Annotated in this window: 10 protein-coding genes; 3 read left to right on the top strand and 7 right to left on the bottom strand. The window is 62.1% G+C overall.

Translation table 11 applies throughout. The features are described from left to right. Nucleotides 1-15: 15 nt before the first annotated feature. A complete protein-coding gene (pstS, locus tag ICY20_RS24355; protein WP_159957337.1) occupies nucleotides 16-1044 on the bottom strand; it encodes a phosphate ABC transporter substrate-binding protein PstS in 1029 nt (342 codons plus the stop codon). Between the two features lie 186 nt (nucleotides 1045-1230). Here pstS and ppk2 point away from each other — a divergent pair, with 186 nt between their 5' ends. Continuing rightward, nucleotides 1231-2148: a polyphosphate kinase 2 gene (gene ppk2 / locus ICY20_RS24350; protein ID WP_159957335.1), complete on the top strand. Its 918-nt coding sequence runs from the start codon at nucleotides 1231-1233 to the stop codon at nucleotides 2146-2148. 254 nt (nucleotides 2149-2402) lie between these two features. On the opposite strand, the gene ICY20_RS24345 is transcribed toward ppk2, so the two are convergent. The 6 genes from ICY20_RS24345 to ICY20_RS24320 form a co-directional block, all read right to left on the bottom strand. Next, nucleotides 2403-3338 carry a FecR family protein gene (locus ICY20_RS24345; RefSeq protein WP_194938808.1) on the bottom strand — a complete coding sequence of 312 codons (936 nt, stop codon included), beginning with the start codon at nucleotides 3336-3338 and terminating at the stop codon, nucleotides 2403-2405. Continuing rightward, nucleotides 3335-3844: a sigma-70 family RNA polymerase sigma factor gene (locus ICY20_RS24340; protein WP_159962876.1), complete on the bottom strand. Its 510-nt coding sequence runs from the start codon at nucleotides 3842-3844 to the stop codon at nucleotides 3335-3337. Before ICY20_RS24340 ends, ICY20_RS24345 begins: the two co-directional genes overlap by 4 nt. 228 nt (nucleotides 3845-4072) lie before the next feature. Then, a complete protein-coding gene (locus ICY20_RS24335; RefSeq protein WP_159962875.1) occupies nucleotides 4073-5620 on the bottom strand; it encodes an MFS transporter in 1548 nt (515 codons plus the stop codon). Between the two features lie 14 nt (nucleotides 5621-5634). Continuing rightward, the gene (locus tag ICY20_RS24330) at nucleotides 5635-6852 is read right to left on the bottom strand and encodes a cytochrome P450 (protein ID WP_194938807.1); all 1218 of its coding nucleotides are present in this window, start codon (nucleotides 6850-6852) and stop codon (nucleotides 5635-5637) included. Beyond that, on the bottom strand, nucleotides 6852-7529 hold the full coding sequence (locus ICY20_RS24325; RefSeq protein WP_194938806.1) for an HAD family hydrolase: 678 nt from the start codon (nucleotides 7527-7529) through the stop codon (nucleotides 6852-6854). Before ICY20_RS24325 ends, ICY20_RS24330 begins: the two co-directional genes overlap by 1 nt. Continuing rightward, entirely contained in the window at nucleotides 7526-8536 is a 1011-nt protein-coding gene (locus ICY20_RS24320) for a ScbA/BarX family gamma-butyrolactone biosynthesis protein (RefSeq protein ID WP_159962872.1), read from the bottom strand. The genes ICY20_RS24325 and ICY20_RS24320 overlap by 4 nt, the downstream gene beginning before the upstream one ends. Before the next feature lie 388 nt (nucleotides 8537-8924). On the opposite strand from ICY20_RS24320, the gene ICY20_RS24315 reads away from it, so the two are divergent. Together ICY20_RS24315 and ICY20_RS24310 are read left to right on the top strand one after the other, a co-directional pair. After that, nucleotides 8925-11618: a TonB-dependent receptor gene (locus tag ICY20_RS24315; protein ID WP_194938805.1), complete on the top strand. Its 2694-nt coding sequence runs from the start codon at nucleotides 8925-8927 to the stop codon at nucleotides 11616-11618. A gap of 9 nt (nucleotides 11619-11627) precedes the next feature. Further along, on the top strand, nucleotides 11628-12287 hold the full coding sequence (locus ICY20_RS24310; RefSeq protein ID WP_194938804.1) for a class II aldolase/adducin family protein: 660 nt from the start codon (nucleotides 11628-11630) through the stop codon (nucleotides 12285-12287). Nucleotides 12288-12384: the final 97 nt, after the last annotated feature.

Below are 12384 nucleotides of genomic sequence, written 5' to 3'. Positions count from 1 at the left end.
GAGGTCTCGCGAGCCTTACTGGATGTTGGCGGACGCTTTGCGAACCTGGTCGACTACCGACTTAGGCAGCGGGATGTAGCCCATCGAGTCAGCGATTTTCTGACCTTCGGTCAAGCTGTACTCGACCATTTCACGCATGGCCTTGGCCTTGGCTGGGTTGCCGTTGTCCTTGCGGAAGATCATCCAGGTGTAGGTGGTGATCGGGTAGGACTTGGCACCGGCCGGGTCTGGCAGCCAGGCGATCAGGTTTTCCGGCATGGTGACAGCAGCCAGTGCTTCGGCACCGCTTTCGGCGTTAGGCACGACGTAGTGACCGGCCTTGTTTTGCAGCTCGGCGAAGTCGACCTTGGCCAGTTTGGCGAAGCCATACTCGATGTAGCCGATGGCGCCCGGGGTCTGGCGCACGGTGGCGGTTACACCGTCGTTTTTCGGCGATTTGATGAATTTGTCAGTGGCAGGCCAGTTGACGGTGTTGCCTTCGCCCAGTGCAGTCTTGAATTCGGCATTGATGGCCGCCAAGTGCTTGGTGAACACGGCAGTGGTACCGCTGGAGTCAGCACGTACGACCACAGTGATCGGCATGTCGGTCAGTTTGATGCCTGGGTTGGCGGCGACGATCTGCGGGTCATTCCACTTGGTGATCTTGCCCAGGAAGATGTTCGAGTAAACATCACGCGGCAGCTTCAAACCCTTAGGGCTACCCGGCAGGTTGTAGGCCAGCACGATTTCGCCAGCGGTCATCGGCAGCAACTGAGCGCCTTCGGCCACCTTGGCAATGTCTTCGTCTTTCATGGCCGAGTCGCTGGCGGCGAAATCAACGGTCTTGTTCAGGAAGTCCTGCACACCTGCGCCGCTACCCTTGGATTGGTAGTCAACGGTGACACCTTCGGTTTTCTTGCTGAAATCCTTGAACCAGGTGAGGTAGATCGGAGCCGGGAAACTTGCGCCGGAGCCGGTCAGGCGGATGCTTTCGGCAGCAAACACCGAAGTGGCACTAAGAGAAACCGCAACGGCGAGTGCAGCAGACTTCATCAGACGTTTCATTCAGGAAAATCCTTGTGAATTTCGGGCTCGGGCACTCTGCAACATTCTTGTTACGCTTTTATGAACGTGGAATGGCAAATTGCCGCGTTTGCCTCTTCCACCCCCTCGAACAGGCCTTTTGATGTCATTGGTTGGTAACAAATTGCGTCTATGAATTTGCCATCTCCCCCCACGCGAGCGGCACCCATGTCCTCAGTAGAAGACGCCTTGATGCAACGCATCCACCGCGAATTGCTGGATCACAGCGATGAAGAGCTGGAACTGGAACTGTCTGAAGACGGGCATGACCTCAACGCGCTGTTTGATGACCACGTCGGTGAAAGCCCCGAAAAAGCTGCCCGCCGGATTTATTTCAGCGAGCTGTTCCGCTTGCAGGGCGAATTGGTGAAATTGCAGAGCTGGGTGGTCAAGACCGGCCATAAAGTGGTGATCCTTTTCGAGGGCCGCGATGCTGCGGGTAAAGGCGGCGTGATCAAACGCATCACACAACGTCTCAACCCGCGAGTGTGCCGGGTGGCCGCCCTGCCCGCTCCCAATGACCGTGAACAGACCCAGTGGTACTTCCAGCGTTATGTGTCGCACCTGCCGGCCGCTGGTGAAATCGTGCTGTTCGACCGCAGTTGGTATAACCGCGCAGGCGTTGAGCAAGTCATGGGCTTTTGCAATGACGACCAGTACGAAGAGTTTTTTCGAACCGTGCCGGAATTCGAGCGCATGTTGGCCCGCTCCGGCATACAACTGATCAAATACTGGTTCTCCATTTCCGACCAGGAGCAACACTTGCGCTTTTTGAGCCGCATCCACGACCCGCTCAAACAGTGGAAGCTCAGCCCCATGGACCTCGAATCCCGCCGGCGCTGGGAGGCCTACACCAAGGCCAAGGAAATCATGCTAGACCGCACCCACATCGCCGAAGCACCGTGGTGGGTGGTGCAGGCCGACGACAAGAAGAAGGCCCGACTCAACTGCATCAACCACCTGCTGGGGCAGATGCCCTATGAAGAAGTGGAGTTGCCGGTGATCGAGCTGCCCCAACGCGTGCGGCACGAGGAATATTCGCGCAGCCCCACGCCGCCGGAACTGATCGTGCCGCAGCTCTACTGATCCCAACCAAATCCAAATGTGAAAGTGGGCTTGCCCACGATAGCTGTGGCTCAGCCACCACCTGTGCAAGCTGACCCACCGCCATCGGGGGCAAGCCCCTCCCACATGGGCTTGGCGGTGTACCTATCTCCTGAGCCTGGCCAGATCCAAATGTGGGAGGGGCTTGCCCCCGATGGCGCTGGGTCAGTCAACACAAGCATTGGCTGATACACCGCTATCGGGAGCAAGCCCCTCCCACAAGTGGTCTCTGTGCCTTAAGCTCGCGCTCCAATCAACACAACCACATCCCCCCACTGGCGAACTGTGATCGGCAAGCTCTGCTCCAGTGCCTCCAGCGTCTGGCGCGCATCATCCAACGGAAAGCGGCCTGTCACGCGCAACCCCGCCACCCTGGCATCCAACCGCACAATGCCACTGCGATACGGCCGAATCGCATCCACCACCGTGGCCAGCGTCTGGTTACGCACCACCAGCCAGCCGTCGAGCCAGGCGGTTTCGGTCGCGGCCATGGGCACTTGGGTGAGGATGCGCTGGTGATCGAACAGCGTACTTTGGTGCATGGCGATGCGTTGCTGGGTGCCGCCTTCGAAGTGCAGCATAGCGTCAGCGTCCAGGGTGACCAAACGCATAGCACTGCCCTGCTCGCTCAGCATCAGCCGCCCACGGGTGGTGCTAATGCGACCCGCTCGGGTGTCGACCTGTAACGGGCGCAGCGCATTCACCAGCATTTCACCGGCACGTAATTGCAGGCTGTGCGGCTCGGCTGATGGTTGCGACAGCACCTGGCTGCGGGCGTTGAGCTTGAGGGTGCTGCCATCGGCCAGTTGCCAGGTACGCCGCTCAGCGGTGCCGGTGGCGTAGGTTTGCCCCGCTTCTTCAAACCGCGACACCCACCCTACCCCCGCCGCCAGCCCTACGGCACACAGGCTGGTGCGCAGAAAGGCGCGACGGCTGTTGGGCTGTTCCAGGCTGCGTAACAGCTGCGCGCTTGAACGGCCGCGCCACGGCGAGGCCTTGAGCTGATCGAGGCCGGCGATGAGTTGCTGGTACACCTGGCGATGATGAGCCGAGGTGCTGCGCCATTCGTCCAGCGCATCCTGTTGCGCAGGGGTGAAATCACCGGACTGGAGCTGCACCAGCCAACCGATGGCCTCCTCGGCCACCGGGTCGTTCAACGGGTGTTTGCTCACTCGCTCAACCCCACATAACAGGCACGCAGGGCCTGGGTCATCAACTGGTGAATACGCCCCAGTGACAGCCCCAGCCGTTCGCTGATCTGCGTGTAGGTCATGCCATCCAGCTGGCTATGCACGAACACCGCCTTCGCTTGCCCCGACAACCCATCCAGCAGGCGGTCGATGGCCAGCAGGCTCTCGATCAGTATCAACTGCTCCTGGGGCGATGGGTGCACGTGCTCCGGCACGTCGGCGAGGATCTGCAAGTAGGCTTTTTCCAGGTCGCGACGGCGCCAGCTCTCGTACATCAGGCGTTGCGCGATGGTGGTCAGTAGCGCGCGCGGCTCGCGGATTGCCGTGGGGTCGGGCAGCATCCACACCTTGAGGAAGGTCTCGGCGGCAATGTCCTCGGCGCTGTGGCTGCAACCGGTGCGGTACGACAAGCGCGCGCACAGCCAGCTGTAGTGCTGCTGGAAGATCTGCCCGATGAGTCGGGTCTTGAGCAAGGCATTCGGGTCCATAGGTCCATAATCTTCATGGACTGCACACGCCAGCGGACAAGTGGTGGTGGGCCTGTCGGGTTGAGGTAGACCTGCATCCTGGCAGGTGAATCCAGTTTGCCCCAGTGGGCTTCGCTAGATAAAAGAATAAAAACAGTTAACACACTGCATTTTTTGCATAACCGTCGACAACCTTTCAGCCACGTAAATACTCCGCCTGCAACCCTCGCAGGCGGTGTAGCAACGCGGTCAGTGGGTTGCCAGTTGTGCCTCGGTACGCTCCTGCTGACGCAGCGGGCGCACCAACCAGGTGACCACCAGGGTCAGTACCAGCAGAATCGCCGCCAACACCCACAGCACGCCGTGGAAGGCACTGTCATAGCCGCCGATAAACAGGCTGTGCACGGTGCCGGCCTGTTCGGTGTTCAGCGCTTGCAACGAGCCGGTGAGATTGCCGGCAGCCACTTCGTCGACCCAGCGTTGCAGCGTGCTGGCGTCAGGTGCCAGGCGACTCAAGGCGCCGCGCAGTTGGGTGTCGAGCAAGGTCGCCAATAGCGAACCGTACAAGGCCACTGCAATTGCTTCGCTGCCCAACCGGAAGGTGTTGAGTAACCCCGCCGCCATACCGGCTTTTTGCTCTGGTACGGTCTTGAGAGCCAAGCCATCGACCAGCCCGGCCGACAGCCCCATGCCGATACCTACCAGCAACAATGGCAGTGCCAATTGCCACAGCGTCACACCCACCTGGCTGACCAGCGCCAACGCCACCACGCCCACCAACAGCGCAAGCAGGCTGGCCTTGAGAATGCCGATGGCCGACACCCCGCGCGCCGCCCATTTGCCCGCCAGAATCGGGCAGAACAGCATCGGCACCGTCAGCAGCAACATCGCCAAGCCCGCATGGGTCGCGCTCAATTGCAGCACGCCAAACAGGTAGCTTGGCAGGTAAGTCAGCAGCGTCACGAAGCCAAACGACGCCGCAACGGTGACCAACGCCAGCCCCACAAACGGCCCGCTCGACAGCAACGACAGGTCGAGCATCGGCTGCAAATGGCGCCGCTCTTGCCAGGTAAATAGCGCCAATAACACCGCTGCCACCGCCACCAGGCCCAGCACGCCAGGGCTGGTCCAGCCCCACTGCGAGCCCTGCACGATGGCCACCATCAATGCCAACAACGCGAGTACAAACAAGGTCGCACCGGGCACGTCGAAACGGGCGGTACGCTCAGCCAGTACGCCGTCACGGGTGATCAACGGGCTGCCCAACAACACAATCAACAACGTCACTGCATGGGCCCAGAAAATCGCGCGCCAACCGACGCTGTCCAGCAGCAGACCGGACAAGGTCGGCCCCAGGCTCACCCCCAGCCCTGCCACGGTGCCGAACAAGGCAAACGCCCGCAGCCGCGCCGGGCCCTCAAAGTGGGTGGACAAAATGGCGATGCCACACGAGAAAATCGCCGCCGCCCCGATACCCGCCAGCCCCCGCGCCGCATCCAGCAGCCACGCACTCTCGGCCACGGCCGACAGCACGGAAGCCACCACATACAACGACGCCCCGGCCACAAAGCAACGTTTGCGTCCCAGCCGATCAGCTAGCGCGCCCCACGCCAGGGTGAAGCAGGCAAACGCCAGGTTAAAGGCATTGACCACCCATTGCAGGCTGGTCAACGGCGCCTGGATATCCGCGCCAATCGCCGGCAACGCCAAGGCTGTGCCAGAGATGGAGCTGGGTACGACGAAAATCGCCAGCAGGATAATGGTGAGTAGAGCCGTATCGGCAAACGAGTTTTTCATGGGTCCTTCCAGGGTCAGGTTGAAGTGAAGCCGTGCACCGGCAAGCGGGCAGGACGGCGCAGGATAATGCCGTCGACCCAGGGCACCTGGTCCGCCGGCACCGCCAGGCGCAGGTTGGGGAAGCGTTGCACGAGTATCTGCAACACCGTGGTGATTTCCAGGCGCGCCAACGCGGCGCCCATGCAGTTGTGCATGCCGTAGCCGAACTGCAAATGCCGGGCGTCGTTGCGGTCCAGGCGAATCGCCAAAGGCTCGGGGAACACCGCCGGGTCACGGTTGGCCGCGAACGCGTCGGCATAGATGATGCTGCCTTCGGGGATCAGCCCCCACGGCCCTTCCAGGTCGACACTGGCCAGGCGCGGGAAGGTCGAGATAGTGCCCAACGGGATCACCCGCAGCAGCTCTTCGACGGCGTTCGGGATCAGCGCCGGGTCATCGACCAATTGCTGCCACAGTTGCGGCGCGGCCAACAGGGTGTACACCGACTTGGTCAGCACGGTGAGGATGTTCTGGTCGCCGCCGATCAGCACGCCCAACAGAATACCGACCAGCTCCTTGTCATTGAGCGGCGGCTCGCTGTCGGCGCGACTGGCGACGAAACGCTGGATAAGGCCGTCCGGGTGAGTCGGCCGGGCGCCGGTCACCAAGTCGGTCAGGTAGTTGTACACGCCCCAGAACTGGTTGAGCAGCTCGGGCACATCGGCATCCGAAGCCACTTGCACGGTGTGACTCAAGGGCCGGTAGTACTCGCGGTCGCTCAACGGAACGCCGAGCAACTGGCAGTCCACGGTCGCGGGGATATGGTCGAGTACCTGGGCAAACAAGTCCGCACCGGGGGCCTGGCGTTGCAGCACGTCGAGGCGTTCATGGGTGGCTTGCTCAGTCCTCTCGCGCAGCACCGTGACGCCACTGGGGCTGAAGTCCCGAGCGACCACTTTACGCAGGCGGCCATGGTCGGGAATGTCGTTGTTGAGCAGCAGCTCCGGCGGCGTGATGGTGGGCAGAAAACTTGCACCGTCCTCTTCGTTGCACGGGGCGCGGATCGCGCGGTTGTCCAGCAGCAACGCCTGCACGTGTTCGTAACGGGTCAGGTGAAACGCCAGATGGCCGCTGGGCAACAGAATCCTGGGCAAGCCATTGGCCGGGCTGGCGGGTTGATAAGCGGGCGGCGCGTCCAAGTTGGGAATGCGCGCAACGGTAACCTGGGGTTCGGCAATCACGGCGCTATTCATCAGGCAGGCTCCACGACGGGTTGCAACAGGCTGACGCCCGTGAGGCGCTGCAACTGGGTGAGCGCTTGATGGTTGTCGGCGAAATGCAGCACTTGCCAGCCCAATGCACCGGCGGCTTCGATGTTTTCGATGACATCGTCGATCAACAGGCTGTGTTCGGCGGCCACGCCTGAGCGCGTAATTGCTGCCTGAAAAAATGCCGTTTCGGGCTTGCGGGTGCGCTCCTGGCTGGAGTCGACGATCAAGTCGACCACCTCGTCCAAGCCCACCATGGCGCGCCAGTGCTGCTCCCACTCCACCACGTTATTGGTGAGGATGCCGACGCGAAAACCGGCGCGTTTGAGCGACCGCACTGCCGCCACCAACGGCGCATTGGCCGGCACGCCAGCGAACCATTGCGCGCCGAAGGTTTGCAGGCGGGCGCGGCTCAAGTCGATGTGCGGGTCACGGCGGCGCAGCGCCAACTCCAGGCGTTGGCCCCAGTCCTTTTCGCTGAGCAAGGCACTCTCGACCGGCGCCAGCATGGGCACACCCAACTCATCGGCCACATCGCTCATGGCCTGCTGCAACACACGCGGGGCCAGGCCGGTCTTGACCTGGTACTGCTCAAACAACGCGGGGATGGGCGGCGACAACACGCCGCCGAAATCGAACCAGATAAACTGCAAATCGCTCATCGCACACCCCCTGCCACCAGCGTCAACGGCTGGGTAGCGACCAGGGGCAGCAACTCAAGCTCGGCAGTGGCGATCACTGCGCCGCCCTGCTCTACCTCCAGCGCAAGGCTGATACGGCCGTGTTCATCGCGGGCCAGGCGATTGAGGTCGGCGCGCACCCGCGTGGGCAAGCCGAATTCGCCAAAGCGGGTGAACACCACATGGCAACTGGACAACAGCAGTTGCTCCGGGCCGGTCTGCAATTGCCGGTCGGCCACCACCAGGGCGACCTGCCGGAAGCCTTCGAGCAGCAACATGCCGGGGATATGGTCCAGGGGGTGGTCGAAGATCGCCGGGTTGTTCAGGTCGACGATCAGCGGCGCCACCAGGCTGTCGGCGCCCTGCTCCAGGTCACGGCCCAACACCACGTTATTCAACCAATGCCGGCCCACCGCAGAGGGGCTCAAGGGAGGTGGCAACTGCGCCAATGGGTCGGCATCGGCGGGTATGGCCGCGAGGCCACGGGCCCGCATTTTGTTCCACGCCGCGCCACTCATCCAGCGAATGCTCATGCGCTCATGGCGGGCGGCCACTTCGCCGTTAATGCTCAGCGACATATTGAGCGTCACGCCACTGCGCTCGCCATGGCGCAGGTATTCGTCCACCACATACACGTCGATCTGCGCCGATGCCGGGCGATCGCCCACTACCAGTAAACTACGCTCGGTCACGCGGGTGACGCTGTCCAGGTAGATGAACTTGTCTTGGGCGCTGACATCGAGGAACGCATGGGAAATATAAATCGACGCCTGACGAAACACTTCGAGCAACAACAACATGTCGTAGTGCGCGGCGCGGTGAGTATGTTCACTGAAGTAACTGTGGGTGCGCGGTAGTTGCGCGCTGCAACGAAAGTGCCCTTCTTTCACTAACTCCGCACCGGTCAGGAACACTTCGCTGACGGCAGCACGGTGCACCATGCTGCGGGGCACGGTGTTTTCACAACGAATAGCCAAGGCTTCAGACATAGCAATCTCCTCCTTTGATTACGGAGGGAAGGCTACGCTGAAACGTTTTTTCGCCGCTACTGACCGAACGGCTAGGTAACTGTAGTGCTGGCACTTTAGACATGGGCATCTGTCTCCTGGTGAGCTTTTCCGTAAGCGTGCAGACCGCCCTGCAAGTTCACCACGGCGAACTATGCAGGCATTGCGCGGACAACCGGTGCTGGCTGTCAGTACCCTTGTGCAGATACTCCCTTATATTTTCACTGCACACTTAGATCAGTTTGTTCGAAGCTTATGCGCACAACAAAATCATCTAGGCACCGAACTAAGCGTTCTAACTTAGTACTGAAAATTTGCCTGCGAAGTTGCTCAAGGTCGTAAAGAACATCACGACCCGGAGCAGATTGGCATGTTGAAAACAGGATTCACCCTGGCCCCGTTGGCCTGCGCTTTGGCCTTGGGCGGCCTGGCGCTGCCAACACTGGCGCTGGCCCAGACTGAGGCGGCGTCGGTGCAAAACGTCATCGACTTCAATATCCCAGCCGGGCCCTTGGATGAAGTGCTGCTGAGCATTTCCCAACAGAGCGGCCATTCGATCGCGTTCGACCCACCCCTGGTAGAAGGCCGGGCAAGCCGGGCGATCCAGGGTCGCTTGAGCCAGGCACAGGCATTGGGGATTGCCTTGAGCGGCTCACAGTTGGGCTTCAGCCAGGCCGCCAGCGGCGCGGTCTTGATTCATCGCCTCGCCAACACCGCCGCACCGGCCGCCGCGATCAGCAGCGAGCCCCAAGCGCCGCGCCTTAAATCCGTCGAGGTGATCGGCACCCGGCGCAGCGACGTGACTGCGCTGCAAAGCGCCGCCCCGGTGGATGTGATCAGCAGCGAGCAACTGGAGCGCGCCGGCACCGACAACCTGGCCAAAGCCCTGGAAACCCTAGTGCCGTCAGTGAACTACCCGCAGGTCAACGGCACCGATGGCGTGTCGTCGCAGCGGCCGGTGTCGCTGCGCGGGCTGGCGGCCGACCAAGTGCTGGTGCTGGTCAACGGCAAGCGCCGGCATGCCTCGGCCTTCGTCAACACCAAGGCCACTATCGGGCGTGGCTCGCAAGCAGTGGACTTATCGACCATTCCCGTCAGTGCCGTCGACCATATCGAAGTGCTGCGCGACGGTGCTTCGGCCCAATACGGCTCGGATGCGATTGCCGGGGTGGTCAACATTGTGCTCAAGGAGCAGGACCACGGTGGCGCCGTAAACAGCACCTTTGGCAAGTACACCAAGGGCGACGGGTTTCGCCGCTCAGTGGGCGGCTGGACCGGTTTCACCTTGCCCGGCGATGGTTTTCTCACCCTCAGCGGTGAAGGCCTGCGGGCCGAGCGCACCTCCACTGGCGGCACCGATGGGCGCCAGTTCTACCCAACAGGTGACGCGCGCGAAGCGGATGCCGACCGGCACTGGCGCTACGGCTCGCCGGGCCTTGAGGACTGGAACCTGGCCCTCAACAGCGGCCTGTCCTTGAACGACCGCGTCGACCTCTACGGCTTCGCTACGTATCAAGACCGCACCGGCGAATCCCAGGCCACCTTTCGCCGCCCCATCGATGCCAACAACCTGACTGACGTGTACCCCAACGGCTTCTTACCACTGCTGGACGTACGCTCGCGGGATGCTTCGGTCACGGGCGGCGTGAAGATGCGCGATGACCGCCTCGGCACCTTTGACCTGAGCGCCAACTACGGGCGCAACCGCATCGACTACCACCTCAGTGATTCGCTGAATGCGAGCCTCGGCCCCAGCAGCCCCACCCGCTTCAATGCGGGCGCGCTGGTCAATGAGCAGACCAACGTCAGCCTCGACCACGTAAAGGAATTCAAGGTGGGCTGGGGTGCCGGCCCCCTGGTATTTTCCAGCGGGCTGGCCTGGCGCAACGAGTCGTATGAAGTGATCGCCGGCGACCTCGCCTCCTGGGTCCATGGCACCACACTGCCCGCCCGCGCTGGCGGCGCCCAAGGGTTCCCCGGCACCCAGGACAGCGACGAAGGCCGCTATGCGCGCCACGTGTTCGGCGGCTACCTGGGCCTGGAGCAACAGGTCACCGAGCAACTGCAACTGGGCCTGGCCGGGCGTAGCGAGCATTACGACGACTTCGGCACGACCACCACTGGCAAGCTTTCCGCACGCTATGACTTCACCCCGCAGTGGGGGCTGCGTTCAACCGTGAGCAGTGGCTACCGCGCGCCCACGCTGGGCCAGATCGGCACCTCGGCGACCCAGACCGAATTCAAGGCGGGCGACCCCACCGCGTACCAAGTCGGCACCGTCAGCGTGAACACACCGGTAGCCCGCGCCCTCGGTGCCAGCGACTTGAAGCCGGAAAGATCCACCAGCCTGTCCCTGGGCGTGGTGTGGCAGCCCATCGAGCGGGCCAGTGTCAGCGTCGATGCCTATCACATTCGCATCAAGGACCGCATCGCCCTGTCCGAAACCCTCAGCGGCACACAGGTCAGCCAGATTCTGGCCAACCAGGGCTATGGCAACTACTCCGGTGTGAGCTTTTTCACCAACGCCCTCAACACCAAGACCAGCGGCGTCGACGTGGCCGCCCACTATCGCCTCGACCTGGCCGACGCCAGCCAACTGACCCTCAACGGCGCCTTCAACTACAGCAAGACCCAGGTCACCGACATCAAGGGCAACCCCGGCCCGTTGGCCGGTAGCGGTATCACCCTGATCAACCGCGAAGCCCTCAGCTACGTTGAAAGCGCCTCGCCCAACAGCAAGCTGATACTCGGTGCCGACTGGCGCAAAGGCCCGTGGCAGGCGAGTTGGAACACCATTCGCTACGGCACCTACACCCTCGACTCCAACCTGGGCGAAGCCCGCGACCAGACCTTTTCGGCGCAATGGGTGAGCAACGCCAGCGTGTCCTACGACATCACCCAGGCCCTGACCCTGACCCTGGGCGGCAACAACGTGTTTGACAGCTACCCGGACAAGATCGACGTGGCCAACCGCTTCGTCGGCGGGCGCGTGGCCTACCAGAGCATCTCCCCGGCGGGTGCCGAAGGCGCCTTCTACTACGTGAAAGCCGACTACCGCTTCTGAGGACTTCCCATGAGTTTTGACCCTGTGCGTTTTACCCAAGTGTTCGAACAAGACTTTGCCCAGGCCAAGCAATTGCTGATCAAGCACCAGGTGTTGTCGGCCAATGAGGCGGGCAATATCAGCCTGCGTATTCCCGGTGAGCAACGCTTGGTGATTGCCTCGTTGAGCGGGGCCGACAGTGGCGTGGCGGCGATTGTGGATTTCGATTTGCAGCACAGCCAAGGCAGCCTCACGGACAACCTCAAGGAGGTGGCAGTGCTGCACGCGGCGATCTATCGCGAACGGCCGCAGGTGAATGCGGTGATCCATACGCACTCGCCGTATCTCACCGCTTTCGCCATTGCGGGGCGGCCGCTACGGGCGCATGCCACGCAGTTGCTCGGCGTGTTGGACGAAGACCAGGAGATTCCGTTGACGGCCTGGGGCCCGCGTTATGCGCCGCAGCCGGTGGTGGATGCCTTGCGTGAGCACCCGCGGGCGCCGGCGGCGTTGTTGGTCAATCACGGGCCATTTGCCTGGTCTGAATGCGACGTCCTCGCGGCCACGCGTTTGCTGATCAATCTGGAAGAAGCGGCGTACCTGACGTTTCTGGCTGCTCAACTGGGCACACCCCAACCGTTCCCCCAAGGCGCGGCGCAGCGCTCACGCCTGGGTTGGAGCGCATCATGACCAATACACCGCCGTCCAAATGTGGGAGGGGGCTTGCCCCCGATAGCGATCTAGCAGCCAACCCAATTCCATCAAGCGCAACACGGTCTAAATGTGG

The organism is Pseudomonas pisciculturae, from assembly GCF_015461805.1.
Taxonomy (GTDB): domain Bacteria; phylum Pseudomonadota; class Gammaproteobacteria; order Pseudomonadales; family Pseudomonadaceae; genus Aquipseudomonas; species Aquipseudomonas pisciculturae.
The sequence above is the reverse complement of the archived record's forward strand: the minus strand, read 5'-3'. Positions and strand labels throughout refer to the sequence as shown.